The organism is Variovorax sp. UC74_104 (assembly GCF_044055375.1).
Classification (GTDB): Bacteria; Pseudomonadota; Gammaproteobacteria; order Burkholderiales; family Burkholderiaceae_C; genus Variovorax.
Genome location: NZ_CP171978.1, coordinates 1,659,290 through 1,684,839, shown reverse-complemented (window position 1 = coordinate 1,684,839; position 25,550 = coordinate 1,659,290). Strand labels below are relative to the sequence as shown.

23 protein-coding genes and 1 pseudogene are annotated in these 25,550 nt (G+C 67.0%); 3 read left to right on the top strand and 21 right to left on the bottom strand.

Going from position 1 to position 25,550, the window contains the following annotated elements:
* Positions 1 to 11: 11 nt before the first annotated feature.
* The 7 genes from ACHMXA_RS07875 to ACHMXA_RS07845 form a co-directional block, all read right to left on the bottom strand.
* The gene (locus tag ACHMXA_RS07875; RefSeq protein ID WP_395319867.1) at positions 12 to 455 is read right to left on the bottom strand and encodes a surface-adhesin E family protein; all 444 of its coding nucleotides are present in this window, start codon (positions 453 to 455) and stop codon (positions 12 to 14) included.
* 146 nt (positions 456 to 601) lie between these two features.
* On the bottom strand, positions 602 to 1,339 hold the full coding sequence (locus ACHMXA_RS07870; RefSeq protein WP_125948202.1) for an amino acid ABC transporter ATP-binding protein: 738 nt from the start codon (positions 1,337 to 1,339) through the stop codon (positions 602 to 604).
* 40 nt (positions 1,340 to 1,379) lie between these two features.
* Positions 1,380 to 2,069 carry an amino acid ABC transporter permease gene (locus tag ACHMXA_RS07865; RefSeq protein ID WP_176667744.1) on the bottom strand — a complete coding sequence of 230 codons (690 nt, stop codon included), beginning with the start codon at positions 2,067 to 2,069 and terminating at the stop codon, positions 1,380 to 1,382.
* A gap of 1 nt (position 2,070) precedes the next feature.
* A complete protein-coding gene (locus tag ACHMXA_RS07860) occupies positions 2,071 to 2,799 on the bottom strand; it encodes an amino acid ABC transporter permease (protein ID WP_176667743.1) in 729 nt (242 codons plus the stop codon).
* Positions 2,800 to 2,898: 99 nt separating this feature from the next.
* Positions 2,899 to 3,798 carry an amino acid ABC transporter substrate-binding protein gene (locus ACHMXA_RS07855; protein ID WP_176667742.1) on the bottom strand — a complete coding sequence of 300 codons (900 nt, stop codon included), beginning with the start codon at positions 3,796 to 3,798 and terminating at the stop codon, positions 2,899 to 2,901.
* Between the two features lie 168 nt (positions 3,799 to 3,966).
* On the bottom strand, positions 3,967 to 5,433 hold the full coding sequence (locus ACHMXA_RS07850; protein WP_395319864.1) for an aspartate ammonia-lyase: 1,467 nt from the start codon (positions 5,431 to 5,433) through the stop codon (positions 3,967 to 3,969).
* Between the two features lie 186 nt (positions 5,434 to 5,619).
* Positions 5,620 to 6,603 carry a LysR substrate-binding domain-containing protein gene (locus ACHMXA_RS07845; RefSeq protein WP_395319862.1) on the bottom strand — a complete coding sequence of 328 codons (984 nt, stop codon included), beginning with the start codon at positions 6,601 to 6,603 and terminating at the stop codon, positions 5,620 to 5,622.
* Between the two features lie 61 nt (positions 6,604 to 6,664).
* Here ACHMXA_RS07845 and ACHMXA_RS07840 point away from each other — a divergent pair, with 61 nt between their 5' ends.
* Entirely contained in the window at positions 6,665 to 8,107 is a 1,443-nt protein-coding gene (locus tag ACHMXA_RS07840) for an amidase (protein ID WP_395319860.1), read from the top strand.
* A 108-nt stretch (positions 8,108 to 8,215) separates the two neighbouring features.
* On the opposite strand, the pseudogene ACHMXA_RS07835 reads toward ACHMXA_RS07840, so the two are convergent.
* A pseudogene (locus tag ACHMXA_RS07835) lies at positions 8,216 to 9,155 on the bottom strand (2-hydroxyacid dehydrogenase).
* A 46-nt stretch (positions 9,156 to 9,201) separates the two neighbouring features.
* Positions 9,202 to 11,037 carry an ABCB family ABC transporter ATP-binding protein/permease gene (locus tag ACHMXA_RS07830; RefSeq protein ID WP_395321252.1) on the bottom strand — a complete coding sequence of 612 codons (1,836 nt, stop codon included), beginning with the start codon at positions 11,035 to 11,037 and terminating at the stop codon, positions 9,202 to 9,204.
* A gap of 41 nt (positions 11,038 to 11,078) precedes the next feature.
* Between ACHMXA_RS07830 and ACHMXA_RS07825 the strand changes: the two genes are divergently transcribed.
* A complete protein-coding gene (locus ACHMXA_RS07825; protein ID WP_019656901.1) occupies positions 11,079 to 11,504 on the top strand; it encodes an acyl-CoA thioesterase in 426 nt (141 codons plus the stop codon).
* A gap of 111 nt (positions 11,505 to 11,615) precedes the next feature.
* On the opposite strand, the gene ACHMXA_RS07820 is transcribed toward ACHMXA_RS07825, so the two are convergent.
* From ACHMXA_RS07820 to ACHMXA_RS07765, 12 genes are all read right to left on the bottom strand, one after another.
* Positions 11,616 to 12,722, bottom strand: a complete 1,107-nt coding sequence (locus ACHMXA_RS07820) for an ABC transporter substrate-binding protein (protein WP_395321250.1) — start codon at positions 12,720 to 12,722, stop codon at positions 11,616 to 11,618.
* A 195-nt stretch (positions 12,723 to 12,917) separates the two neighbouring features.
* Positions 12,918 to 13,682: an enoyl-CoA hydratase gene (locus tag ACHMXA_RS07815; RefSeq protein ID WP_395319858.1), complete on the bottom strand. Its 765-nt coding sequence runs from the start codon at positions 13,680 to 13,682 to the stop codon at positions 12,918 to 12,920.
* A gap of 46 nt (positions 13,683 to 13,728) precedes the next feature.
* Entirely contained in the window at positions 13,729 to 14,325 is a 597-nt protein-coding gene (locus tag ACHMXA_RS07810) for a 2-hydroxychromene-2-carboxylate isomerase (protein WP_395319856.1), read from the bottom strand.
* Between the two features lie 26 nt (positions 14,326 to 14,351).
* Complete coding sequence (locus ACHMXA_RS07805; RefSeq protein WP_395319854.1) at positions 14,352 to 15,101, bottom strand: SDR family oxidoreductase; 750 nt, start codon at positions 15,099 to 15,101, stop codon at positions 14,352 to 14,354.
* Between the two features lie 4 nt (positions 15,102 to 15,105).
* Positions 15,106 to 15,942 carry an acyl-CoA thioesterase gene (locus tag ACHMXA_RS07800; RefSeq protein WP_395319852.1) on the bottom strand — a complete coding sequence of 279 codons (837 nt, stop codon included), beginning with the start codon at positions 15,940 to 15,942 and terminating at the stop codon, positions 15,106 to 15,108.
* A gap of 28 nt (positions 15,943 to 15,970) precedes the next feature.
* Positions 15,971 to 16,873, bottom strand: a complete 903-nt coding sequence (locus ACHMXA_RS07795; RefSeq protein WP_395319850.1) for an alpha/beta fold hydrolase — start codon at positions 16,871 to 16,873, stop codon at positions 15,971 to 15,973.
* A 55-nt stretch (positions 16,874 to 16,928) separates the two neighbouring features.
* A complete protein-coding gene (locus ACHMXA_RS07790; RefSeq protein WP_093057296.1) occupies positions 16,929 to 18,128 on the bottom strand; it encodes an acetyl-CoA C-acyltransferase in 1,200 nt (399 codons plus the stop codon).
* An 11-nt stretch (positions 18,129 to 18,139) separates the two neighbouring features.
* A complete protein-coding gene (locus tag ACHMXA_RS07785) occupies positions 18,140 to 20,539 on the bottom strand; it encodes a 3-hydroxyacyl-CoA dehydrogenase/enoyl-CoA hydratase family protein (protein WP_395319848.1) in 2,400 nt (799 codons plus the stop codon).
* A 36-nt stretch (positions 20,540 to 20,575) separates the two neighbouring features.
* Complete coding sequence (locus ACHMXA_RS07780) at positions 20,576 to 21,019, bottom strand: DUF2147 domain-containing protein (RefSeq protein ID WP_176667728.1); 444 nt, start codon at positions 21,017 to 21,019, stop codon at positions 20,576 to 20,578.
* 44 nt (positions 21,020 to 21,063) lie between these two features.
* Positions 21,064 to 22,860, bottom strand: coding sequence for an acyl-CoA dehydrogenase C-terminal domain-containing protein (locus ACHMXA_RS07775; RefSeq protein WP_395319846.1), 1,797 nt, complete (start codon positions 22,858 to 22,860; stop codon positions 21,064 to 21,066).
* A gap of 77 nt (positions 22,861 to 22,937) precedes the next feature.
* Positions 22,938 to 23,627, bottom strand: coding sequence for a TetR/AcrR family transcriptional regulator (locus ACHMXA_RS07770; RefSeq protein WP_395319844.1), 690 nt, complete (start codon positions 23,625 to 23,627; stop codon positions 22,938 to 22,940).
* A gap of 141 nt (positions 23,628 to 23,768) precedes the next feature.
* A complete protein-coding gene (locus tag ACHMXA_RS07765) occupies positions 23,769 to 24,527 on the bottom strand; it encodes an SDR family oxidoreductase (RefSeq protein WP_395319842.1) in 759 nt (252 codons plus the stop codon).
* Between the two features lie 122 nt (positions 24,528 to 24,649).
* Here ACHMXA_RS07765 and ACHMXA_RS07760 point away from each other — a divergent pair, with 122 nt between their 5' ends.
* On the top strand, positions 24,650 to 25,537 hold the full coding sequence (locus tag ACHMXA_RS07760) for a LysR family transcriptional regulator (RefSeq protein WP_395319840.1): 888 nt from the start codon (positions 24,650 to 24,652) through the stop codon (positions 25,535 to 25,537).
* Positions 25,538 to 25,550 lie beyond the last annotated feature (13 nt).

Genomic DNA, 25,550 nt, shown 5'->3' with positions numbered 1-25,550 from the left:
GCCGCTAACTATCAGCGCGCCTGCGCGCACACCTGCTTGAACACGATGCCGCTCACCGTGGTGGGGCCGCCGACGGCCTTCCATTCGGTGTGCCGGCTGAGGTCGATATCGTGCACCTCCAGCGGCCCGTTGTGGCTCACGACGCGGCGCGCCTTCTCACGCCCGCCCTTGCAGTCGTAGTCGTAGAGATAGCGCGAGGTGCGGTACGGGGTCTTGCCCACGTCGGTCTGCAGTTCGTCGTAGCGGTAGAGCGTCCAGGCTTCCACCATGCCGTCGTGCGGCCGGATGGAATCGCGCTGCAGCAGCACCTTCTTGCGGGGCGTCGATGCGATCTCGGTCCAGTTCTCGGCGGCCTGTGCCGGCAACGCCGCCAGCAGGGCCGCCGCCGCGCAAGCCGTTGCGACGAGGCGGCACACAGCCGTGGTGCGATGCGAGGGTCGATCGGGGTGTTTCATTCTTTTCTCCTCCGTGTGCAGCATAGCTCCGTGCTTCGGCCGCGAGTTGAAACCGGACATCCGCACGCAGAGGACGCGAAGGACGCGAAGAAAAAGGGCCATGCCGTCGCCAGCATGGCCCCTTGTCGCTTGTGCAGCGCAGCCGATCAGTGCTGCAGGATCTTGTTCAGGAAGTCCTTGGTGCGCGGCTGGCGGTTTTCCGGATGGCCGAAGAACTCGTCCTTCGAGCAGTCTTCCAGGATGCGGCCGCCCACGTCGATGAAGATCACGCGGCTGGCGACCTTGCGGGCGAAGCCCATTTCGTGCGTGACCACCATCATGGTCATGCCTTCCTTGGCCAGGTTCACCATCACGTCGAGCACTTCGCCGACCATTTCGGGGTCGAGCGCCGAGGTGGGTTCGTCGAACAGCATGACGATGGGGTCCATCGACAGCGCGCGGGCGATGGCCACGCGCTGCTGCTGGCCGCCGGACAGCTGCCCCGGGAACTTGTCCTTGTGCGCCATCAGGCCCACGCGGTCGAGCATCTTCAGGCCGCGGGTCTTGGCTTCGTCGGGCGAGCGGCCGAGCACCTTGATCTGGGCGATGGTGAGGTTCTCGGTCACCGACAGGTGCGGGAACAGCTCGAAGTGCTGGAACACCATGCCGACCTTGGAGCGCAGCTTGGGCAGGTTGGTCTTGGGGTCGTGCAGCGGGATGCCGTTGACGGTGATTTCGCCCTTCTGGAAGGGCTCGAGCGCGTTCACGGTCTTGATGAGCGTGGACTTGCCGGAACCCGACGGGCCGCACACCACCACCACGTCGCCCTTGGCGATGTTCACGGAGCAGTCGTTGAGCACCTGCACCGGGCCGTACCACTTCGATACGTTCTTGATTTCGATCATTTTTTCGGACATTTCTTTCTCCGGTTAGCCACTCAAACTGTCAGCGGATGATGGCGATCTTCTTGTGCAGGCGCTTGACCAGCCAAGAAAGGGCGTAGCACATGACGAAGTAGACGACGGCCGCGAGCAGGTAGGCCTCGATCGGGCGGCCGAAGTTCTTGCCGGCAGTCTCGAAGCCCTTGAGCATGTCGTAGGCGCCGATGGCGTAGACCAGCGACGTATCCTGGAACAGGATGATGGTCTGCGTGAGCAGCACGGGCAGCATGTTGCGGAAGGCCTGCGGCAGCACCACCAGGCGCATGTTCTGGCCGTAGGTCATGCCCACGGCCTGGCCGGCGTTGACCTGGCCGCGCGGGATCGACTGTATGCCCGCGCGCATGATCTCGCTGAAATAGGCGGCCTCGAACGCGACGAAGGTGATCACCGCCGAGATCTCGGAACGGTAGTTGGAGCCCACCGAGCCGAACAGCGAATAGAACGACGCCGGCACCAGCAGGAAGAACCACAGGATCACCATCACCAGCGGGATGCTTCGCATGCCGTTGACGTACAGGGCAGCGGGCGCATCGAGCCACTTCTTGCCCGACAGGCGCATGAGCGCCAGCAGGGTGCCGAAGATCACGCCGCCGATCGTGGCCACCACCGTCAGCGTGACGCTGAAGTAGAAGCCCTTGACGACGAAGTTGCTGATGACGTCCCAGTTGTAGAAGGACAGGTCGAGATTCATCATTTCAGTGTCCTCCGCCACCGCCGGCCGAGACGATGAAGCCCGGCACGCGGGTCTTCTTCTCGATGAACGCCATGAGGCGGTTGATGATGAGTGCCGAGACCACGTAGCACGCCGTCACCGCAAGGTAGACCTCGATGCCGCGCGAGGTTTCTTCCTGCGCCTGCATCGCGAACATGGTGAGTTCGGCGACCGACACGGCGAACGCGACGGACGAGTTCTTGAAAATGTTCATCGTCTCGCTCGTGAGCGGCGGGATGATGATGCGGTAGGCCATCGGCAGGATCACGTAGCGGTAGTACTGCGCGGTGGTGAAGCCCACCGCCATGCCCGCGTAGCGCTGGCCCTTGGGCAGCGCCTGGATGCCCGAGCGCACCTGCTCGGCGATACGCGCCGAGGTGAAGAAGCCCAGCGCCAGCACCACGAGGATGAAGCTCGGCACGCCCTTCATGACGGGAATGAGCGCCGGGATCACGTGATACCAGAGGAAGATCTGCACCAGCAGCGGAATGTTGCGGAACAGCTCCACCCATGCATTGCCCAGCCGCACCAGCCACGGGCTGTCGGGCAGCGTGCGGATGATGCCGATCAGCGAGCCCAGCACCAGTGCCACCACCAGCGCCAGCAGCGCGACCGACACGGTCCAGCCCCACGCCGAGAGCATCCATTGCAGGTAGCTCGGATATTCCCCCCCGGGGTCCTGCAGGAAAACCTGCCAATCCCAGTTGCCCATTTGTCTTTACTCCTTCTTCACCGTCTCTTGCGAAAGCCAGTCCCTTGAAAAGAAACGCCCACCGCGAAAGGTGGGCGTCATCACGCAGCGACGCCGCGCTTATTCCTTGGTGACGTACTCTTCGGCGGGCTTGTCGTTCGGGTTGGCCCAGGCGTTCTTGGTGGCTTCACCCAGCGGCAGGCCGATGGTCACGCCAGCCGGGGGAATCGGCTTCAGGAACCACTTGTCGTACAGCTTGGCGAGTTCGCCCGACTTGGCCTGTGCCTTGATGCTGTCGTCCACGGCCTTCTTGAAGGCGGGGTCGTCCTTGCGGATCATGATGGCGATGGGTTCCACGGCCAGCACGTCGGGCAGGATCTTGTAGTCCTTGGGCGACTTCGACTTGGCGGCCAGGGCAGCCAGGATGGAGCCGTCCATCACGAAGGCGTCGGCACGGCCGGTTTCGAGCAGCAGGAAGCTGTCGGAGTGGTCCTTGCCGTAGACCTCCTTGAAGGTCAGGTTCTCGGCGCGCTTCTGCTTGCGCACGGTTTGCAGCGGCGTGGTGCCGGTGGTGGTGGCAACCGTCTTGTCCTTCAGGTCGGCCAGCGAGTTGATGCCCGAGTTGGCCTTGACGACGATCTTGGTTTCTTCGACGTAGGTGGTCACGCCGAAGGCCACGTCCTTCTGGCGGGTGGCGTTGTTGGTGGTGGAGCCGCACTCGATGTCCACGGTGCCGTTCTGCACGAGCGGAATGCGGTTCTGCGAGGTCACGGGCTGGTACTTGACTTCGAGCTTCTTGCCGGCGGCCTTCTCGAGGTCCTTGATGATGTTGGCGCAGACGTCGTAGTGGAAGCCGGTGTATTGGCCATTGCCCAGCGTGTACGACAGACCGGAAGATTCACGCACGCCTTCGGTGATGACGCCCGAAGCCTTGATCTTGGCCAGCGTGTCGTTGGCCTGCGCCATCGCGCCGCCAGCGGCCAGTGCCGCAACCGCCAATGCCAATACTTGTTTTTTCATGAGGAAAACTCCTGAGGGTGACTGAAACAGATACAACTAAATTCTAGACACTCGCATTTTGCGTGATACCCGGACCAACCCGGTGCATACACACACAGCCTGCACCGGCCATGCGCATCTCAGCGCCAGCATGGTGCGATCCTGCCTCCTGGCATTGTCCGATTTTCACTAAGCAGCCTTTGTGCCCGGATTGTTGACCGTCGGCTCGGCCGCTGCCGGCACCGGTGCCGCCGACAGCCGCACCGGCTGCGTGAGGTTCTCGGGCACCAGCAGCGCGTCCATCTCGGCGCGGGTCATGATGCCCAGCGATTCGGCCACGAGGTCGATCGGCCCGCCGGTGGCCAGCGCGGTCTTGGCGATGAGCGCGGCCTTCTCGTAGCCGATCAGCGGGTTGAGCGCCGTGACCAGCGTGACCGACTCCCGCACCCGCTTCGCCAGGAACTCGCGGTTGGCCTCGATGCCCTCCACGCAGTTGTGCTGCAGCGTGGTGCAGGCCCGGCTCAGGTGCTGGATGCTCTTGAACAGGCTCCAGCCCATGATCGGCTCGAAGGCGTTGAGCTGCAGCTGGCCGGCTTCTGACGCCAGCGTCACGGTGATGTCGTTGCCGATGACCTCGAAGGCCACCTGGTTCATGACTTCCGGGATCACCGGGTTGACCTTGCCCGGCATGATCGACGAGCCCGCCTGCCGCGCCGGCAGCCGGATCTCGCCGAAGCCGGCCTGCGGGCCGCTGGAGAGCAGGCGCAGGTCGTTGCAGGTCTTGCTGAGCTTGGTCGCCACGCGCTTGAGCACACCCGACAGCTGCACGAAGGCGCCCGTGTCCTGCGTGGCCTCGATGAGATTGGCCGCCTGCTTCAGCGGCACGCCGGTCTGCTCGGCAAGGTACTGGCAGGCGAGGTTCGCGTAGCCGTGCGGCGCGTTGATGCCGGTGCCGATGGCCGTGGCGCCGAGGTTGATTTCCTCGATGAGCGCGCGCGCCTCGCGCAGGCGGGCCTCGTCCTCCTCGATCATGATCGCGTAGGTCAGGAACTCCTGCCCCAGCGTCATGGGCACGGCGTCCTGCAGCTGGGTGCGGCCGATCTTGAGGATGTCCTTGAACTCCAGCGCCTTGGCCTCGAAGGCGCGGCGCAGCGAAGCCATCGACTCCAGCAGCCGGCCGATGGCGAACCACAGCGCCAGGCGCACCGCCGTGGGATACACGTCGTTGGTGCTCTGCGAGGCGTTGACGTGGTCGTTGGGGTGGAGCACGTCGTAGCGCGCCTTCTCGTGGCCCAGTTTTTCCAGCGCGAGGTTGCAGATGACCTCGTTGGCGTTCATGTTGGTCGAGGTGCCGGCGCCGCCCTGAATGACGTCGACCACGAACTCGTCGAGCAGCTTGCCGTCGACGATGTCGTCGCAGGCCAGGATGATGGCCGCGGCGCGGTCACGGTCGATGGCGCCCAGGTCGGCGTTGGCGCGGGTGGCGGCCTTCTTCACGTAGGCCAGCGCGCGCACCAGGTCGGGCATGGCCGAGATGCGGGTGCCGGAGATGGGGAAGTTCTCGACCGCGCGCGCCGTGTGCACGCCCCAGTAGGCAATGGCGGGGATCTGCTTCTCGCCGAGGAAGTCGTGTTCCGTCCTGAAGTTGGAGCTCATCTGCGGTTCCTCGGCTTAAAAAAAAGCACGCGTAGGGCGCGTGCCGTGGGTTGGGGGCGTGACAGCGAAAAGCAGCCGCGACTGTAGTGGCGCCGGATTCGGTGCGCCAATGCCTTTTGCGGGAGGGCCTATGCGCGGCATTTATAGATTGTGCGATGCACAAATTCCGGTGAGGCCGCCATGCCGTCAGCGCTGCGGCTGGGTGCCGACGAGGTAGGACCACAGCGCATCGGCCGTGCGCTTGGGCTGCAGGGTGTCGGCCGCCTTCAGCGCCGCACGGCCGGCGCCGGCCTTGACCGGGGCCGGCGTGCCCGGGCGCTCGCGGTACGCGCGGATTTCCATGGTGGCTTCCAGGCTGTCGATCTCGGGCGGCAGCGCGCTCACCAGCTTGCGGGCCTTGATCTCCTTGCGCACCGCGCTCTGCGGCAGGAAGGCGATGCCGTGCCCTTCGAGCGCCATGACCTTCAGGCCCTCGGCCATGTCCGTCTCGTACACGCGGTCGAGGTGGATGGCGGTGCCCGACTCCTTGAGCAGCTGGTCGACCACGCGGCCCAGGTAGGCGCCCGGCGCATAGCCCAGGTAGGGCAGCGGCTGGCCGGGCCGGCCCGGCAGGCGGTAGCGCGGAGCGCCCTCGGCGTCGGCCTTGACCCAGGGGGCCACGGTTTCCTCGCCGAGGCTGACCATCTCGTACTTGTTGGCGTCGAGCTGCAGCGGCTGCGAGGGGTGGTGGTAGGCGATCAGCAGGTCGCAGCTGCCTTCGACGAGCCGCAGCACCGCGTCATGCACGTTGAGCGCGATCAGGCGGCTCTTGATGGGCCCGAAGTGCTCCCTGAGGCTGGTCACCCACGAGGGAAAGAAGGTGAAGGCCAGCGTGTGCGGCACCGCGATCTCGATCACGTCCTGCCCGGCGGCCGAGTGGCCGCGCAACATGGCGCGGGTGCTCTGCAGCGACTGCAGCATCTCGATGGCCTGGCTGTAGAGCGTCTGGCCCGCAGGCGTGAGCCGCGTGGGGTACGAGCTGCGGTCCACCAGATCGGTGCCGGCCCAGCCTTCGAGCGCCTGGATGCGGCGGGAGAACGCCGGCTGCGTCACGTGCCTCAATTGGGCCGAGCGGCTGAAGCTGCGCGTTTCCGCAAGGCTGATGAAGTCTTCGAGCCACTTTGTTTCCATACGCGGCGATTATGCGAGCGCCGCGCCATACTGGGCTCCCCCTCCTTTTCCCTCATCCGCCATGCCCCAAGCCGACCTGCTCGACCTCAGCGCCACCGAACTCTCCCGCCGCATCGCCGCGCGCGAGCTGTCCTGCCGGGAGCTGATGCAGGCCTCGCTGGCCCGCGTCGAGGCGCTGAACCCGCGCTTCAACGCCATCGTGTCGCTGCGCGATCCGGTGCAGTCGCTGGCCGAGGCCGACGAGCGCGATGCCGAGCTGGCGCGCGGCGAACGGCGCGGCTGGATGCACGGCTTTCCGTTGGCGGTGAAGGACCTGAGCCATGCCGCCGGCCTGCCGACATCGATGGGCTCGCCGCTGTCGCCGCGCTCGCCGGCCCGCAACGACAGCCTGCACGTGGCGCGCGCCAGGGCGGCCGGCGCCGTCGTCATCGGCAAGACCAACACGCCCGAATTCGGCCTCGGCTCGCACACCTACAACACCGTGTTCGGCATCACCCGCAACGCCTATGCGCCCGACCGCAGCGCGGGCGGCAGCAGCGGCGGCGCCGCGGTGGCGCTGGCCCTGGGCATGCTGCCGGTGGCCGACGGCAGCGACATGATGGGCTCGCTGCGCAACCCGGCGGCCTTCAACAACGTGATCGGCATGCGGCCCTCGCGCGGGCGCGTGCCGGGCAACCCCGACGAGGAACTCTTCTTCCAGCAGCTGGGCTGCGAGGGCCCGATGGCGCGCACGGTGGAAGACGCGGCGCGGCTGCTGGCCGTGCAGGCGGGCTTCGACACGCGCGTGCCGCTGTCTTCGCCGCATGCCCTGCCCTCGCCCGACGAACTGCGGCTGGAGGGCGACGGCAAGGGCCTGCGCATCGGCTGGCTCGGCAGCATCTGGCCCGAGCTGCCGCTGGATCCGGGCATCCGCGAGCTCGGCGAGAAGGCGCTAGTCACCTTCCGCGACATCGGCTGCGAGGTCGAGCCCTGCACGCTCGACGTGCCGCGCGAGCACAACTGGAGCGCCTGGCTGCGCCTGCGGCAGCTGCTGGTGGGCGGCAAGCTGGGCGCCTACCTGAGCGACCCGAAGCTGTTCGCGCAGCTCAAGCCCGAGGCGCAATGGGAGATCGAGCAGAGCCGCCATCTCGACGCGGCCTCGCTCTATCAGGCTTCGGTGTACCGCTCGAACGTTTACCGCGCCTTCCTCAAGCTCTTCGAGCACTTCGACTTCGTGCTGGCGCCGACGGCGCAGGTCTTTCCCTTCGACGCCGAACTGCACTGGCCGCCCGGGGTGGCCGGCGTGAAGAGCGACACCTACCACCGCTGGATGGAGATCGTCACGCCGTTCACGCTGGCGGGGCTGCCGACGCTGAACGTGCGCGCGGACTTCGGCGAAGGCGGGCTGCCGATGGGGCTGCAACTGGCGGGGCCGATCCATTCGGATCTCGATGTGCTGCGGCTGGGGCATGCGTATGACCAGGCATGCGGCTGGGCGGCGCGCCGGCCCTCGGTATTGGCTTGACCCCCTCCCCCTCTGGGGGAGGGCGGGGGTGGGGGCAAGCGGCGCTCATTGCGGGCGCCCTGCCCGCCCCCATCCCAACCTTCCCCCAGAGGGGGAAGGAGCAAGACATCAAATGGGTGTAACGACGCCACGCCCCGCGAAGTGCCCTTCGGCATTCGCGAGGAAGTGGTCCACCGACTTCTGCGTCGCCTCGGGCGACCAGCCCGCCATGTGCGGGGTGAGCAGCACGTTGTCCAACCCGATCAGCTGCTCGGGCCGCTTCGGCTCGCTCTCGTACACGTCGAGGCCCGCACCGGCGATCCGGTTCTCGCGCAGCGCAGCCGCCAGCGCCTCGGTGTCGACCACGCTGCCGCGCCCGATGCTCACCAGGTAGCCCTGCGGCCCCAGCGCGTCGAGCACTTCGGCATTGACCAGGTGCTTCGTCGCCGGCCCGCCCGGAGCGGCCAGCACCAGGAAGTCGGCCCATGCGGCGAGCGACTTCAGGTCGTCGAAGTAGCGCTGCGTCACGCCTTCCTTCGGCTTGCGGTTGTGATAGCCCACTTCCATGTCGAAGGCCGCCGCGCGCTTCGCGATCTTCTGGCCGATGGTGCCCATCCCAAGGATGCCCAGCTTCTTGCCCGACACGTTCGGCGGCTGCGGAATGGCTTCGCGCCACACGCCCTCGCGGCACAGCCGGTCGAGCTTGCGGAACTCGCGCACGATGCCGATCAGGAGGCCGAAGGCGTGGTCGGCCACGCAGTCGTCGTTGGTGCCGGCGCCGTTGGCGGTGGCGATGCCGCGTGCGCGCGTCACCTTCGAGCGGCACGCCTTCGTAGCCGGCGCCCATGCAGCAGATCAGTTCCACCGCCGGCATCGCGTCGATCTCTTCGGGCGTGATGCCGATCACGCCGATGGTCAACACCGCACGAAACTTCTTGCCGTGCTCGGCGATGGCGGCCGCGCGCTGCTCGGGGCCGAAGGCGTAGGTCATGTCGTAGACCTCGGCGATCTGGGCCTGGTGGGCGCTCGAAAGGCTGTTGAGCACCAGCAGGGGGATCTTGTTCGACACGTCTGAACTCCTGGAATCGATAAAAAAGAAGGAACGGATGATCGCGCTACATCAGCGGTGCTGCTTCGCTCTTCTGCAAAGCCCACATCTGCGCGTAGCGGCCCTGCTTCGCGAGGAGCTCGGCATGCGTGCCGCGCTCGACGATCACGCCGCTTTCAAGCACCAGGATCTCGTGCGCATCCACCACCGTCGACAGCCGGTGCGCGATGACCAGCGTGGTCTTGTCCTGCGCGGCGCTCTTGAGCTCCGACTGGATGGCACGCTCGTTGGCCGAGTCCAGCGCCGAGGTGGCTTCGTCGAAGATCACGATGGGCGGGTTCTTCAGCAGAGTGCGCGCGATGGCCACGCGCTGCTTCTCGCCACCTGAGAGCTTCAGGCCGCGCTCGCCCACGGTCGTTTCGTAGCCCCTGGGCGTGGCGGCGATGAAGTCGTGGATGCGCGCGGCGCGGGCGGCGGCTTCCACTTCCTCACGCGTGGCGCCGGGGCGGCCGTAGGCGATGTTGTATTCGACGGTGTCGTTGAAGAGCACGGTGTCCTGCGGAACGATGCCGATGGCATGGCGCACGCTCGACTGCGTCACCTCGCGGATGTCCTGGCCGCCGATGGTGATGCGGCCCTGCTGCACGTCGTAGAAGCGGTAGAGCAGCCGCGCGAGCGTCGACTTGCCCGAGCCCGAGGGGCCGACCACGGCCACCGTCTTGCCTGCCGGGATCTCGAAGCTCACGTGCTTGAGGATGGGCCGCGCGGGCTCGTAGGCGAAGCTCACGTCCTCGAAGCGCACCGTGGCATCCACGCCGGCCAGCGGCTGCGCATCGGGCGCGTCGCGCACCTCGCGCTCCTTTTCCATCAGCACGAACATCTTGTCGAGGTCGGTCAGGCTCTGCTTGATCTCGCGGTAGATCACGCCCAGGAAATTGAGCGGAACGTAGAGCTGGATCATGAAGGCGTTGACCATCACCAGGTCGCCCAGCGTCATGCGCCCGTCGACCACGCCCGAGGTGGCGCGCCACAGCATCAGCACCAGGCTGATGGCAATGAGCGCCTGCTGGCCGGTGTTGAGCATGCTCAGCGTGCGCTGGCTCTTGATGGCGGCCTTGCGGTAGCGGTCGAGGCTGGCGTCGTAGCGGCCGGCCTCGAATTCCTCGTTGTTGAAGTACTTGACGGTCTCGTAGTTCAGCAGCGAATCGACCGCGCGGCTCTGCGCCACCGAGTCGAGCTCGTTCATGGTCTTGCGGAACTGCGTGCGCCATTCGGTCACCGTCACGGTGAAGGTGATGTACAGCACCAGCGCCGCCGCCGTGATCCAGACGAACAGCGAGTCGAACTTCACGCCCAGGATGGTGAGCACCAGCACCAACTCGATGATGGTCGGCACGATGCTGTACAGCGACATCGAGATGAGGGAGTGCACGCCGCGCGTGCCGCGCTCGATGTCGCGCGTCATGCCGCCGGTCTGGCGCTCCAGGTGGAAGCGCAGGCTCAGCGAATGCAGGTGGCGGAACACTTCCAGCGCGATCTGCCTGGCGGTGCCCTCGGTGGCCTTGGCGAAGATCAGCTCGCGCAGTTCGCCGAACAGCGATGTGGAAAAGCGCAGCAGCCCGTAGGCCAGCAGCAGCCCGATGGGCACGATGAGCAGCGCCTGCGCCATGTCTGGCTTGGGCGTCATGGTGTCGACCAGGTTCTTCAGCAGCACCGGCACGCCGACGTTGGCCACCTTGGCGCCGACCATGAAGGCCAGCGCGGCGGCAACGCGCCACTTGTACTGCCAGAGATAGGGGAACAGCCGGCGCAGGGTCGCCCAGTCGGAGCGATCGCCTGCGGGTGCCGGCGCCTGGCCGCCGGCGGCGTGGGAGGAAGGAAGGGCTTCGCCGCTGCGGCGCATGGAGGACAATCGTGGTTGCTTGTTTGTTCCAGATTGTGCCCATGTCAGATACTTCCAGTGCCGCCTCCACGGCCGCCGCCACCCTCAAGAGCCTGCCCACCGACATGGAGCTGGTGCTCAAGGTCATTCCGATGCCGGCGGACTGCAACGCCAACGGCGACATCTTCGGCGGCTGGGTCATGGCGCAGTGCGACCTGGCCGGCTCCGTCATTCCCGCGCGCTACGCCAAGGGCCGGCAGGCGACGGTGGCGGTCAACGAGTTCATCTTCAAGCAGCCCGTACGCCTGGGCGACATCCTGTCGTTCTATTCGAAGCTGGTGCGCATCGGCCGCACCTCGGTCACCGTCACGGTCGAAGTCTTCGCCGAGCGCTTCCGCGCGCAGGGCGAATACATCAAGGTGACGCAGGCCACCTTCACCTACGTGGCCATCGACGACAACGGCCGTCCGCGTCCGATCGAAAAGTAATCCCCCAGGCTTCGCGCACTTCGTGTCGCTTCGGCAACCCCCTTGCCGGGGACAACACCTGCGGCCCGGCAAAGCCGGTTCCGCGGTGTTTCTGGTGAAGGCGACACCCTCTCAGACGCCCGGGTCGCGCACCCGCTCGAAGCGCTCGAACTCGCGATTGACCCAGCGGCCGTCGCGCCGCTCCACGCGGCGGATGTACACGCTCTGCACGATGTCGCGGGTATGGGCATCGATCTCGACCGGGCCGCGCGGGCTTTCGAGCTTCAACCCGCGGAATGCATCCACCAGCCGCTCCCCGCTCGCGTTGCCGCGCGCGGCGGGCGAGGTCATCGCGGCGTCGATGGCCTCCAGCGCGTCGTGCGCCGCGACTGCGAAATACCCTGGCCGCAGATGGCTGCCGTATTCGGTCTCGAAGACGCCGGTGAAGCGGCGGTTGGCCGGCGAGTCGTGGGCGAAGGAATAGTGGTGGCTGGTGACAAGGCCGTCGGCCAGCTCGCCGATGCCTTCCAGGTAGTGGTCGTCGGTGGCGTCGCCGGTGGCCAGCAGGCGGATGCCGGTGTCGGCCATGCCCCGGTCGCGCCAGAACTTGAGGAAGGTGGCCGGCATCTGCCCCGAGGGCAGGAAGAAGAACACCGCCTGCGGCTTCAGTTCGCGCAGCCGCAGCATGTAGGCCGAGTAGTCCAGCGTGGTCAGCGGCACCCGCAGCATCGCGCCGATGCGGCCGCCGCCCGCGGTGAAGCCCGAGACGAAGGCGCTTTCGGCATCGACGCCCGAGGCGTAGTCGGCCACCACGGTGCAGACGTCGCGCAGCCCCTGCTGCAGCGCCCATCGGGCCAATGGCAGCGTGACCTGCCCGATGGTGAACGACACGCGCACCGCATACGGGCAGCGCGCCGTGATGCCCGAGGACGCCGCGTTCATCACGATCAGCGGCAGCCTGGCCTGCGTGGCGACGTTGCCCACGGCATAGGCGTTGGAGCTGAAATCCAGGCCCGCGAGCAACTCGACGCGCTCGCTTTCCACGAGGTCGAGCGCCTGGCGACGGGCCTGGTCGGGCGCACTGCCCGGCACGTCGCGCCGCAGCAGTTCGACGGGCCTTCCGGCAATGTGCTGGTTGTGCGCCGCGAGCCACACGGACATGCCGGCATCGAACTGCCGGCCGCCGCCCGCGTAGGGGCCGGACCATGAACCGATGACGCCGATGCGCAGCGGCCTGATGCGCGCCAAGGCCAGCGAAGGCGCCGCGAGGGCGCCGGCCAGCAAACCGAAAGTACGCCTGCGCGAGATGCCGGATGCTACTTTTTCAGTAGCATCCTTCGCCCGTTGGCCGGGCGTTGCGAGCGTTCTTGTCTCCAGATTTTGCACGCCGGTCAGTGTAAGCGTGCAAGCCTGCGCAGACGCTTCCGACCCTTGTCAGACCTTGGAGAAATCCGGCTTGCGCTTCTCCATAAAGGCGCCGAAAGCCTCCCGCGCAGCCGGCTCACGCAGCATGCGCCCGAAGCTCGCGCCCTCTTCGCCCATGCGCTCCAGCACGGCGGGCATCTGGCCCTTCTTCAGCAGGCGCTTGGTTTCCACCAGCGCGCTCAGCGGCTTGGCCGCCAGCTTGCGGGCCTGCGCCTGGGCGATGGCGTTCGCCTCGGTCGGCGGCACCACGCGGTTGACCAGGCCCACTTCGAGCGCGGCCTCGGCCATGAAGGGCTCGCCCAGCAGCAGCGCCTCGGCGGCGCGGTGGTAGCCCAGCATCTGCGGCACCAGCAGGCTCGAAGCCGCCTCGGGGCACAGGCCCAGGTTCACGAAGGGCATCGAGAAGGCCGCGTTGTCGCCCGCGTAGACCAGGTCGCAGTGGAACAGCATCGTGGTGCCGATGCCCACGGCGGGGCCGCACACCGCAGCGACGAGCGGCTTGGGAAAGGTCGCGATGCCGCGCAGGAAGCGGAACACCGGCGATTCCTGCGTGGCCGGCGGGGCGTTGAGGAAGTCGCCGATGTCGTTGCCCGCGCTGAAGATCGTCGGGTCGCCCTGGATCAGCACGCAGCGCACGGCCGCATCGGTCTCCGCGTTGGCCAGTGCATCGGCCAGCTCGGCGTACATGCCGCTTGTGATCGAGTTCTTCTTGTCGACGCGGTTGAAGGTGATGGTCATCACACCGGCTTCGGTGTGGACGAGGATGTCGCTCATAGAAAAATCCTTGAATGAAAACGTGTAGTGCCGTGTGGTGCCGCCCTCAGGCGGCGTCGAGTGCTTCGCGTACGAAATCGAGCCGGTCCTGGCCCCAGAACATTTCGTCGCCGACGAACATGGTGGGCGCGCCGAACACGCCGCGCTCCACGGCTTCCTGGGTGACGGCCTTGAGCCGGTCCTTGGTTTCCTGCACGCCGGCCAGCGCGAGCAGCGCGCCTGCATCGAAGCCGGCATTCTGCAGGACGGCGCCGACCGTCGCCGGGTCGTTGAGGTTCTTGGGCTCCACCCACATCGCGTGGAAGACCGCGTCGACATACGCGCCGAAGCGGTCTGGCTCCTTCATCTGGATGCCGGTGGCGCCGCGCATCAGCAGCAGCGTGTTGATCGGGAAGTGCGGGTTGTGCGCGAAGGGCACGCCGTAGCGCTTGGCAAAACGCTTGAGGTCCGTCGTCATGTACGGGCCCTTGGGCTTGATTTCGGCCGGCGAATGGTTGCCGGTGGCCTGGAACACGCCGCCGAGGAGCATGGGCTTCCACACCAGCTGCGCGCCGGTGTCGGCGCACACGTGCGGCAGCTGCGTCGCGGCGAGGTAGGCGGCGGGGCTGCCGAAGTCGAAATAGAAGTCGACGGATTTCGTCATCGCTCTTGTCTCCTTCCTGGAATTCTTCAGAACTTCTCGGACCACGGACGCAGGTCGATCTCGTGCGTCCATGCATCGCGCGGCTGCGCGTGCAGCATCCAGTAGGTGTCGGCGATGTGGTCGGGGTTCAGGATGCCGTCGCTCTCCTTCAGCGCATAGCGCTCGGGGAAGTTGCTGCGGATGAACTCGGTGTCGATGGCGCCATCGACCACCACGTGCGCCACGTGAATGCCCTGCGGCCCCAGTTCGCGCGCCATCGACTGGGCCAGCGCGCGCAGCGCCATCTTGGCGCCCGAGAAGGCGCCGAAGTTCGCCGCGCCGCGCAGCGATGCGGTGGCGCCGGTGAAGATGATCGTGCCGCGATGGCCACCTCTGGGGAGCTCGCGCGCCACCATGCGCTTCGCCACCTCGCGGCCGTTGAGAAAGCCCGAGAAGCAGGCCATCTCCCACACCTTGAAGTACTTGCGCGCGGTCTCGGTGAGGATGCTCTCGGGCACGTTGGCGCCGATGTTGAACACCATCACCTCGATGGGCCCGATGGTCGATTCGATCTGCTCGACGAGCGCGACCACCTCCTCTTCCTTGCGTGCGTCGCACGCGAAGGCACGGGCGCGGCCGCCGTCGGCCTCGATCTGCGCGACCAGCGGCTGCAGCTTGTCGAGGCTGCGCCGCGTGACGCAGGCGGCATAGCCCTCGCGCGCGAAGCGGCGGGCGATGGCGCCGCCGGTGGCGTCGCCGGCGCCCACGACGAGAACGGCTTTCTGCAGGGTGGCCATGTCGCTATTCCTTGTAGTAGACGATCTGGTTCGAGGTGGCGAGCAGCACGCCCTTCTCGCTCCACAGATGCGCCGTCTGGTCGAAGAAGCCGTTGAAGAACTGCTGGCCCGCGGCACGGCCCAGCAGGTAGCCGGTGCCGACCTCGGCGAGCTGCTGCGGCCCGGCGTGGAAGTAGGTGGTGATCGACACCGTGCCCGCCGGCACATGCTTCGCGCGGCGCAGCCACACGCGCGGATAGAACATGTCGCTCATCGCGGCCAGCGATGCGAAGTCCAGCGGCCTGGGCTCGGCGTCGCGCAGCCAGATGCGGGTTTCGCTATGGCTCAGGCTCTCGTCCCACCTGGCGGGAATGCCGCCGCTGAAGGGGCGCATCTCGTATTGCTTGATCCACGCCACGCCCGAGGGGCCGATGCTCATGCGCTCGACCGTCTCGGGCCTGGGTGACTCGGGCATGGGCATGTCGCTCTCGCCCCAGGTCTCGCGGCGCGCGGCCGTCACCACCGTGGCGGTGGTCGTCATGCTGGGCGCGCCGCTGGGGCCGGCCTGCGTGATCTGCACCGTCCAGTGCTGCGTGGAGCGGTTGGTGCGCACGGCAGTGGCCTGGATGTCGAACGCGCCGGCTTCGAGTGCCGCCGCGTAGTTGACCGTGAGCGCGATGGGCGCTCCGAGCACGTCGGGGTGCTGCATCACGGCCTGCAGCGCGAGCGCCGCGGTGGTGCCGCCGAACGGTCCGACCATGTTCCAGTAGTCGGGGCTGGTCATGCCGGTGAAGTGCCCCACGCGGATGTCGCTGTGGTGGATCTTCAGGGCCTTGTCGAAGGGGTGCGTGCTCGTCGTCATGGCGGCAGTGTGCCTCCGGTGGCCCGCGTCATGCAGTCGTGTGCGGGACGTTGGCGTGCTGCACCGCAGTAAGCGATGCGAGCCTGTTCAGCCTGTCCACCGTGCTCGGCCAGAGGCTCTGGCTGAACTGCTCGCGGAAGAAGCCGAAGTGGCCGATGCGGCGCGCCTGCACGTCCGCCGGCGCGATGCGTTCGATGGCGCTCGGCGCGCCGGTATAGAAGCTCAACAGGCTGTTCGTGCCCGCGAGCGTCATGAGTTCGTCGTCGGTCATCGACAGCGCGAGCACCGGAAAGCGCACGCGGCTGTAGCTGCGCGCGGCAAGTTCGCCCTCGGCGCCGACGCTGTAGCGCGGGTTGAGGCACCAGCGCCGCCACTGCAGGATCACGCCGCGCGGCAGGTCGCCCACCTTCCTGAGCTTGCGGCCCGGAAAGTAGCCGAACAGCCGCGTGACCAGCGGCACCAGCACGAACCAGAAGTAGAGGATGGAGCGCTTGAGCCTCGGCGCGTTCTCGCGCCAGTAGCCGCTGCCGGCCGCGATGCTCACGAGGCCATCGACCTGCTCCGGCCGCTGCAGGAAGCCCGGAAGCTGCGCGCCTAGACTGTGGCCCAGCAGGTAGAGCGGCGCATCGGGCGCTGCGGCCTTGGCGGCATCGATCACCGCTTCGTAGTCGCGAGCCCAGGCGAACAGGTCGGCATCGACCTCGCGCAACGGCACGTTGCCGCGCGAGTCGCCCGAGCCCCGGTAGTCGAAGGTCCAGACGCGCAGGCCCTGCTGCGAGAGCCATTGCGCGAAGGGCGCGTAGAAGGACTGGCGCACGCCCATCGCACCGCCGATCACCACGCTCGCGCGCGGCGTGCCGGCGGGTTCGTAGCGGCGCACCGCCAGTTGCTGTGCGCCGCCGTCGACCGGAAGCTGCTGCTGCGTCTGCATGAAGCTGTCTCCTTCGTTGAACCGGCACTCGTCGCGGTGCCTTGCGCGTCGTCTATCAGACGCGTTCAAAGATCCCTGCGGCGCCCTGGCCCATGCCCACGCACATCGTGACCATGCCGTACTTCAGGTTCTCGCGGCGCAGCGCGTGCACCACGGTGGCCGAGCGGATGGCGCCGGTGGCGCCCAGCGGGTGGCCCAGTGCAATTGCGCCGCCCATCGGGTTGACCTTCGACGGATCGAGTCCCAGCGTGTTGATGACGGCCAGCGACTGCGCGGCGAAGGCTTCGTTCAGCTCGAACCAGTCGATGTCCTCGTGCTTCAGGCCGGCATAGCGCAGCGCCGCGGGAATGGCCTCGATCGGACCGATGCCCATGATGTGCGGCGGCACGCCCTTGCTGGCGAAGCTCACGAAGCGCGCGAGCGGCGTGAGGCCGTATTGCTTCACGGCCTTCTCGCTCGCGAGGATCAGCGCGCCGGCGCCGTCCGAGGTCTGCGAGCTGTTGCCGGCCGTCACGGTGCCGCGGGCGGCGAACACGGTGCGCAGCTTGGCCAGGCCTTCGATGCTGGTGTCGGGGCGCGCGCCTTCGTCGAGGTTGACGGTACGGGTCTTGGCGATGGATTCGCCGGTCTCGAGGTTCGGCGTGCGGTCGGTCACCTCGATGGGCGTGATCTCGTCGGCGAACTTGCCGGCCTTCTGCGCGGCCAGCGCCTTCTGGTGCGAGGCGAGCGCGAACTCGTCCTGCGCCTCGCGGCTCACCTTCCACTGCTGCGCCACCTTCTCGGCCGTGAGGCCCATGCCGTAGGCGATGCCCACGTCGCCCTCGCGCTCGAAGATCGAGGGCGACAGCGAGGGCGAATTGCCCATCATCGGCACCATGCTCATGCTCTCGACACCGGCCGCGATCATCACGTCGGCCTCGCCCACACGGATGCGGTCGGCCGCCATCTGCACGGCCGACAGGCCCGAGGCGCAGAAGCGGTTGACGGTGATGCCGCCCACGCTGGTCGGCAGGCCGGCCAGCACCGCGCCGATGCGCGCGACGTTCAGGCCCTGCTGCGATTCGGGAATCGCGCAGCCGCAGATGATGTCCTCGATCGCCTTCGGATCGAGGCTGGGCACCGCAGCCAGCGCGGCGCGCAGCGTGGTGGCCAGCAGGTCGTCGGGACGGTAGTTGCGGAAGTAGCCGCGATGCGACTTGCCGATGGGGGTGCGGGTGGCGGAGACGATGTAGGCGTCTTGTACTTGCTTGCTCATGAAATCTGTCCTTAGTTGCGCACTGGCTTGCCGGTGCTCAGCATCCCCATGATCCGCTCCTGCGTCTTGGGATGCACGATGAGCGAGCAGAACGCCTTGCGTTCCAGCGTCATCAGGTATTCCTCGGTCACGAGCGAGCCCGCGTCGACGTCGCCGCCGGTGACCACGTTGGCGATCAGGCTGGCAATGTGGAAGTCGTGCGCGCTGATGAAGCCGCCGTCGCGCATGTTCACGAGCTGGCCCTTGATGGTCGCGGCGCCGCTGCGGCCCGCGACGCGGAAGGTGCGGCGCAGCGGCGGGCGGTAGCCGGCGTCGGCCATGGCCTTGGCCTGCTGCAGCGCCACGTACAGCAGCTCGTCCTTGTTCGGCACGATCACGTCGCTGTCGAGCAGGTAGCCGAGCTTCTTCGAGTCGAGCGCGCCGGTGCCCACCTTCGCCATCGCGGCGGCGGTGAAGCCTTCGGTCAGGAAGGGCAGCAGGTCTGTGCCGGTGGAAGCCGATGCGTTCTCCGCGGCGCGGCGGGCGATGTAGGTCAGGCCGCCCGCGCCGGGGATCAGGCCCACGCCCACTTCGACCAGGCCGATGTAGCTTTCCATCGCGGCAACGCGCTTGGCCGAATGGATGGCCAGCTCGCAGCCGCCGCCCAGCGCCATGCCGCGCACGGCGGAGATCACCGGCACGTTGGCGTAGCGGATCTTGAGCATCACGTTCTGCAGCTCTTCTTCCGCGCCCTCGACCGCGCCGATGCCCGCGACCACGAAGGCCGGCAGCATCGCCTGCAGGTCGGCGCCGACCGAGAACACCTCGTCGGGCGACCAGATCACCAGGCCCTTGTACTCGGCCTCGGCCAGGTCGACCGCGGCGCCCAGCGCCTCGGCCACGTCGGGGCTGATGGCGTGCATCTTCGAATGGATGCTGGCGATGAGCACCTCGCCGTCGAGCGTCCACACGCGCACGTCGCCTTCGTCACTGATGGTGGTGCCGGCGGTGTTGGCATCGGCCGCATTGGCGCCGAGCACGCTCTCGGGGAAGAGCTGACGGTCATGCACCGGCAGCCTGCGCTGCGGCACGAACTTGTTCTGCGAGGCGCTCCACGAGCCCTCGGGCGTGTGCACGCCGCCGGCCTCGGCCACCGGGCCTTCGAACACCCACTTGGGCAGCGGCGCGCTGCTCAGCGCCTTGCCTGCATCGATGTCTTCCTGCACCCACTTGGCGACCTGCGCCCAGCCGGCTTCCTGCCAGAGTTCGAAGGGGCCCTGCTTCATGCCGAAGCCCCAGCGCATCGCGAAGTCGATGTCGCGCGCGCTCTCGGCGATGTCGGCAAGATGCACGGCCGCGTAATGGAAGCCGTCGCGCAGGATGGCCCAGAGGAACTGGCCCTGCGGTCCTTCGCTCTCGCGCAGCAGCTTCAGGCGCTCACCCGCGGGCTTCTTGAGCATGCGGCCGTACACCTCGTCGGCCTTGGCGCCGGCGGGCACGTACTCGCCGCTCTTCAGGTCGAAGCGCAGGATGTCGCGGCCGGCCTTCTTGAAGAAGCCGGCCTTGGTCTTCTGGCCCAGGTTGCCCAGCTCCAGCAGCTTGGCGAGCACGGGCGGCGTCGCGAAGTTCGCGTAGAACGGGTCGGTCTCGGCGTTCAGGTTGTCCTGCAGCGTCTTCACGACGTGGGCCATGGTGTCCAGGCCCACCACGTCGGCGGTGCGGAAGGTGCCCGAGCTCGCGCGGCCCAGCTTCTTGCCGGTGAGGTCGTCCACCACGTCGGGCGTGAGGCCGAACTTCTCGACTTCCTTCAGCGTGGCCAGCATGCCGGCAATGCCGACGCGGTTGGCGATGAAGTTGGGCGTGTCGTGCGCGCGCACCACGCCCTTGCCCAGCGTGCTGGTGACGAAGGCTTCGAGGTCGTCGAGCACCTGCGGCTGCGTGGTGGGCGTGTTGATCAGCTCCACCAGGAACATGTAGCGCGGCGGATTGAAGAAGTGGATGCCGCAGAAGCGCGGCTTCAGCGCCTCGGGCAGCGCCTCGCTGAGCTTGGTGATCGACAGGCCCGAGGTGTTGGAGGCCAGGATCGCGTGCTTGGCGACGTGCGGCGCAATCTTCTTGTAGAGATCGAGCTTCCAGTCCATGCGCTCGGCGATGGCCTCGATGACGAGGTCGCACTCGGCGAGCTTGTCGAGGTTGTCGTCGTAGTTGGCCTGCTCGATCAGCACGGCGTCGGCCACGTCGCCCAGCGGCGCGGGCTTGAGCTTCTTGAGGTTGTCGATGGCGCGCGTGACGATGCCATTTTTGGGGCCTTCCTTGGCCGCCAGGTCGAACAGCACGACAGGCACGCGCACGTTGACGAGGTGGGCCGCGATCTGCGCGCCCATCACGCCGGCGCCGAGCACGGCGACCTTCTTCACTTGAAATCGGGACATGTTGATTGGTATGTGTTGTGGGAAACCGTGCGCCTCTTACTGCACGCGGTTCCAGGTTTGGGTGCGCCAGAAGGGGCCCAGATAGCCGCGCACTTCGAGCTTCTTGCCGCCGTCCACCGGCGTGAAGCTCGCGCGGTATTCCTTGCCGTTCTCGGGGTCGAGGATCTTTCCGCCTTCCCAGACGTCCTTGCCCTCGGCCTTCTTGCCGCCGCGGATGATCTCCAGGCCCGCGATGGGCTTGCCCTTGCGGTCGTCGCTGCATTCCTCGCAGACCGCGTCGGCCTTGGTGTCCTTCTTCAACGACTTCTCGATGCGGCCGTTCAGCGCGCCGTTGGTCTCGGCGATGCGGATCTCGGCCTTGACCTCGCCGGTCTTGTCGTCGACGTTGCGCCACAGGCCCACCGGCGTGATGCCCGCGCCTTGCGCCATGGCAGAGGCGGCGGTGACGGTGAACAGGACGGCTGCAAGCGTTGCTTTCATGAGCGGTTCCAGGTTGAGTGTCGGTTGAGGAAAGACTCGCGGCTTCAGGCCAGTGCGGCGTCGGTGTCCATCAGCACCTTGCTGCCGGCGCGCGCGGTGCGCATCAGCGTCGCGGTCTCGGGGAACAGCTTGGCGAAGTAGAAGCGCGCGGTCTGCAGCTTGGCGACGTAGAAGGGGTCGGTGTTGCCGACCGCGATTTCGCGCAGCGCCACCTGCGCCATGCGGGCGAACAGGTAGCCGAACACGAAGTGGCCGGCCACGCGCAGGTAGTCCACCGCGGCAGCGCCCACTTCGTCGGGGTTCTGGAAGCCCTTGAAGCCGATCTCGGTCGTGAACTTGGTGAGCTGGTCGCCCAGGCCGGCGATCGGGTTGATGAACTCGGCCATTTTCTCGTTCACGCCCTCTTCTTCCACCAGCCTGGCGACGAGCTTGCCGAACTTCTTGAGCGACGCGCCGTTGTTGCCCAGCACCTTGCGGCCCAGCAGGTCCAGCGACTGGATGGTGTTGGTGCCTTCGTAGATCATGTTGATGCGGTTGTCGCGCACGAACTGCTCCATGCCCCATTCCTTGATGAAGCCGTGGCCGCCGAACACCTGCATGCAGGCGTTGGTGGAGATATGGCCGTTGTCGGTGATGAAGGCCTTGACGATGGGGGTCAGCAGCGCGACCAGCTCGCCCGAGTCCTTGCGCACCTTCTCGTCGGGGTGGTTGTGTTCCTTGTCGAGCAGCAGCGTGCAGAAGATCTGCAGCGCGCGGCCGCCTTCGGCGTACGCCTTGGCCGTGAGCAGCATCTTGCGCACGTCTGGGTGCACGATGATGGGATCGGCTTCCTTGTCCTTGGCCTTCACGCCCGACAGCGAGCGCATCTGGATGCGGTCCTTGGCGTAGGCCAGCGCGTTCTGGTAGGCCACTTCCGTGAGGCCCAGCGACTGGTTGCCCACGCCCAGGCGGGCGGCGTTCATCATCACGAACATCGCGGCCAGGCCCTTGTTGGGCTCGCCCACCAGGGTGCCGGTGGCGCCTTCGATCACGATCTGCGCGGTGGCGTTGCCGTGGATGCCCATCTTGTGCTCCAGGCCGGCGCAGAAGATCGGGTTGCGCTCGCCCAGCGAGCCGTCGGCCTTGACCTTGAACTTCGGCACCACGAACAGGCTGATGCCCTTGCTGCCCTTGGGCGCGTCGGGAAGGCGTGCCAGCACCAGGTGGATGATGTTGCTGGTCATGTCGTGCTCGCCGGCCGAGATGAAGATCTTGTTGCCGGTGATGCGATAGGTGCCGTCGGGCTGCGGCTCGGCCTTGGTGCGCAGCAGGCCCAGGTCGGTGCCGCAGTGCGGCTCGGTCAGGCACATGGTGCCGGTCCACTCGCCGCTGGTGAGCTTGGGCAGGTAGGTCTTCTTCTGCTCGTCGGTGCCGTGCGCTGCGAGCGCTTCGTACGCGCCGTGCGAGAGGCCCGGGTACATGGTCCAGGCCTGGTTGGCGCTGTTGAGCATCTCGAACAGGCACTGGTTGACCACGAAGGGCAGGCCCTGGCCGCCGAAGGCCGGGTCGCACGACAGCGCGGGCCAGCCGCCTTCGACGTACTTGGCGTAGGCTTCCTTGAAGCCCTTGGGCGTCTTCACTTCATGCGTGTTCTTGTCGAGCGTGCAGCCTTCCTCGTCGCCGCTGATGTTGAGCGGGAATGTCACCTCGGCGGCGAACTTGCCTGCCTCCTCGATCACCGCGTTGATGGTGTCGGCGTCGGTCTCGGCATGGGCCGGAAGCGCCTTGAGCTCCTCGGCGACGTTGAGCACTTCGTGCAGCACGAACTGCATGTCGCGTACGGGGGGGTTGTAGGTAGGCATCCGGAACTCTCCTGGTCGAAGCTAGATAGAAAAAGAAAAAAGGGAAAACGAAAAAGGTACGAGCCGCGCGGCTTCAGTCAGCGCACGGTCTTGAGGCGGCGTGCCGCGGGGGTGGCGGCCGCTTCGGGTTTCGGCGCGTCGGGCGTGGCGGCGCGCGCGAGGATGTTGTCGAAGCCGACGTTGGCGCGGCCGATGGAGCCGGGCACCTGCAGGAAACGGGCTTCGTAGTGCAGCGCGAGGATCAGGCCGTGGATCTCGAACGCCACCTGGCGCTCATCGGCGTCGGCGCGCAGGTGGCCTTCGCTCTGCGACTGCACGATGGCGCGCAGAACGGCCGCCTGCCAGATGCTGACCGACTCGACCAGCGCGTCGCGCACCGGGCCCGGGCGGTCGTCGAATTCGGAAGCGCCGCTGATGTAGATGCAGCCCGAGTCGATCTCGGTCGAGGTGCGCTTCATCCAGTTGGCGAACATGGCGCGCAGGCGCGGCAGGCCGCGCGGCGCCTTCAATGCGGGGAAGAACACTTCCTGCTCGAAGCGCGCGTGGTATTCGCGCACCACCGAGATCTGCAGCTCTTCGCGCGAACCGAAGTGGGCAAAGACGCCCGACTTGCTCATCTTGGTGATCTCGGCCACGGCGCCGATCGACAGCCCTTCGAGGCCGATCTGCGCGGCCAGTGCCAGCGCCGCATCGACGATGACGGCCTTGGTCTGCTGCCCTTTCTGGGCGGCGCGCGCGGGCTTGGCGGGAACGGCTGTTGCGGTCATCGTGGAATTTCCATGCAAAAACGAACGGTCGTTCTATTTTGCAGGGCTTTCCGCCTGGGGCCGCGAATTGACCTTCAGTTATTGAAGGTTAATCGAGGCGGATCGGGTCCGTCCCGCATCTCTTTTGCTTTCAAGGCCGGCTCAGAACTCCTGCGACACAGGCCGCAGCACGACCTCGTTGATGTCCACATCGGCCGGCTGCTCCACCGCGTAGACCACGGCGCGCGCCACCGAATCGGCTGGGATCTGGCTGGCTTCGTAGAACGCCTGCACGCCGGCGGCGCTCTCCGCGTCGGTGCTGCCGAACTTGAGCTCCGACTCCACCGCGCCGGGCGACACGATCGTCACGCGCACACCGCTGTTGCCCACCTCCACGCGCAGGCCCTCGGAGATGGCGCGCACCGCGTGCTTGGTCGCGCTGTAGACCGTGCCGATGGGCGTGAACACCTTCAGCCCGGCGATGGACGCGATGTTGACGATGTGCCCGCTGCCCTGCGTCTGCATGCGCGGCAGCACCGCGGCGATGCCGTAGAGCACGCCCTTGATGTTGACGTCGATGGTGCGGTCCCACTCGTCGACCTTGAGCTTGTGGATGGGCGACAGCGGCATCACGCCTGCGTTGTTGACCAGCACGTCGATGCGGCCGAAGGCCTCGACGGTGGCTTGGGCGAGCTTCTCGAGGTCGGCGCGCTTGGCCACGTCGGTGGCCACGGCGATGGCCTCGCCGCCGGCTTCGCGGATCTCGGCAACGAGCTTTTGAAGCCGGTCGGTGCGGCGCGCCGCCAGCACCACCTTCGCGCCGCGCGCAGCCAGGTGGCGCGCCGTCGATTCGCCGAGCCCGCTGCTCGCGCCGGTGACGATGGCGACCTTGCCCTTGATGTTGTCTTGAACGGATGTCATGGAGAAATTCCTTTCGGGTGGATTGAACGATGTGTTGAAGAAGTGCATGCAGTGTGGAAAATCCACGCGTTCCAGTAAATGAAACTCTGGCGACTTCAGAATTCCTCTTCAAGGAACACTCCATGTCCAATCGCCTCGAAGCGCTGCGCGTCTTCTTCACCGCCGCCGATGCCTCCAACTTCCGCGAGGCGGCCGTGCGGCTTTCCGTGTCGCCGCAGGTGGTGACGCGCGCGGTGCGCGAGCTCGAGGAGGAACTGGGCGAGCCCCTCTTCCACCGCAGCACGCGCGGTGTGCAGCTCACCGATTTCGGCCGGCAGCTCGCGCAGCGCGCGCGTGCCGCGGTGGGCGGCGTCGACGCGCTGTTCCATCGCACCGACCGGCGCGCGCTGTCGCAGCATGCAGGCACGGTGCGCGTGACTGCGCCCAACGTGTTCGGCCGGCGGCTGATACCGCAGGCGCTCGCGCCGATGCTGGCCGCGCATCCCGGCCTGGTGCTCGACCTGCGGCTGTCGGAGAGCCACGCCGACGTGGTCGACGAGCAGATCGACGTCGGCGTGCGCGCGGGCCCCATCCGCGATGCGCGCTTCGTCGCCCGCACGGTCGGCAGGATGCGCCTCTATGTGGTGGCGGCGCCCGCGCTGATCGAGCGCACCGGCATTCCGGAGAACCTCGATGCGCTGCCCGGCTTTCCGCTCACCGCGCTGATGGACCGCAGCTCGGGCCGCCCCTGGTCGTGGTTCTTCAGCAAGGGGCGGCAGGTGCCGGTGGCCGCGCCAGCCTTCGTCACCGACGACGTCGATGCCGAATGCGCGGCAGTGCGCGCGGGCCTGGGCTTCGGCCAGCTCGTTGCCCCGCTGGCCGAGCCCCTGCTGCAATCGGGCGAGCTCGTGGAGGTGCTGGAGGCCGAGGCGCCCGAGCCCTGGCCGATCCATGTCTACCGCTCGCAGCGCGCACCGGTTCCGGCGCGCGTGCGGCTGGTGTACGACGAGCTGATCCGCGTGCTGCGCTGAGGCGGCAGCTGCT

Coding starts and splice junctions, on each gene's coding strand:
- ACHMXA_RS07875 (WP_395319867.1), bottom strand. CDS start 455: ATGAAACACCCCGATCGACCCTCGCATCGCACCACGGCTGTGTGCCGC.
- ACHMXA_RS07870 (WP_125948202.1), bottom strand. CDS start 1,339: ATGATCGAAATCAAGAACGTATCGAAGTGGTACGGCCCGGTGCAGGTG.
- ACHMXA_RS07865 (WP_176667744.1), bottom strand. CDS start 2,069: ATGATGAATCTCGACCTGTCCTTCTACAACTGGGACGTCATCAGCAAC.
- ACHMXA_RS07860 (WP_176667743.1), bottom strand. CDS start 2,799: ATGGGCAACTGGGATTGGCAGGTTTTCCTGCAGGACCCCGGGGGGGAA.
- ACHMXA_RS07855 (WP_176667742.1), bottom strand. CDS start 3,798: ATGAAAAAACAAGTATTGGCATTGGCGGTTGCGGCACTGGCCGCTGGC.
- ACHMXA_RS07850 (WP_395319864.1), bottom strand. CDS start 5,433: ATGAGCTCCAACTTCAGGACGGAACACGACTTCCTCGGCGAGAAGCAG.
- ACHMXA_RS07845 (WP_395319862.1), bottom strand. CDS start 6,603: ATGGAAACAAAGTGGCTCGAAGACTTCATCAGCCTTGCGGAAACGCGC.
- ACHMXA_RS07840 (WP_395319860.1), top strand. CDS start 6,665: ATGCCCCAAGCCGACCTGCTCGACCTCAGCGCCACCGAACTCTCCCGC.
- ACHMXA_RS07830 (WP_395321252.1), bottom strand. CDS start 11,037: ATGCGCCGCAGCGGCGAAGCCCTTCCTTCCTCCCACGCCGCCGGCGGC.
- ACHMXA_RS07825 (WP_019656901.1), top strand. CDS start 11,079: ATGTCAGATACTTCCAGTGCCGCCTCCACGGCCGCCGCCACCCTCAAG.
- ACHMXA_RS07815 (WP_395319858.1), bottom strand. CDS start 13,682: ATGAGCGACATCCTCGTCCACACCGAAGCCGGTGTGATGACCATCACC.
- ACHMXA_RS07810 (WP_395319856.1), bottom strand. CDS start 14,325: ATGACGAAATCCGTCGACTTCTATTTCGACTTCGGCAGCCCCGCCGCC.
- ACHMXA_RS07805 (WP_395319854.1), bottom strand. CDS start 15,101: ATGGCCACCCTGCAGAAAGCCGTTCTCGTCGTGGGCGCCGGCGACGCC.
- ACHMXA_RS07800 (WP_395319852.1), bottom strand. CDS start 15,942: ATGACGACGAGCACGCACCCCTTCGACAAGGCCCTGAAGATCCACCAC.
- ACHMXA_RS07795 (WP_395319850.1), bottom strand. CDS start 16,873: ATGCAGACGCAGCAGCAGCTTCCGGTCGACGGCGGCGCACAGCAACTG.
- ACHMXA_RS07790 (WP_093057296.1), bottom strand. CDS start 18,128: ATGAGCAAGCAAGTACAAGACGCCTACATCGTCTCCGCCACCCGCACC.
- ACHMXA_RS07785 (WP_395319848.1), bottom strand. CDS start 20,539: ATGTCCCGATTTCAAGTGAAGAAGGTCGCCGTGCTCGGCGCCGGCGTG.
- ACHMXA_RS07780 (WP_176667728.1), bottom strand. CDS start 21,019: ATGAAAGCAACGCTTGCAGCCGTCCTGTTCACCGTCACCGCCGCCTCT.
- ACHMXA_RS07775 (WP_395319846.1), bottom strand. CDS start 22,860: ATGCCTACCTACAACCCCCCCGTACGCGACATGCAGTTCGTGCTGCAC.
- ACHMXA_RS07770 (WP_395319844.1), bottom strand. CDS start 23,627: ATGACCGCAACAGCCGTTCCCGCCAAGCCCGCGCGCGCCGCCCAGAAA.
- ACHMXA_RS07765 (WP_395319842.1), bottom strand. CDS start 24,527: ATGACATCCGTTCAAGACAACATCAAGGGCAAGGTCGCCATCGTCACC.
- ACHMXA_RS07760 (WP_395319840.1), top strand. CDS start 24,650: ATGTCCAATCGCCTCGAAGCGCTGCGCGTCTTCTTCACCGCCGCCGAT.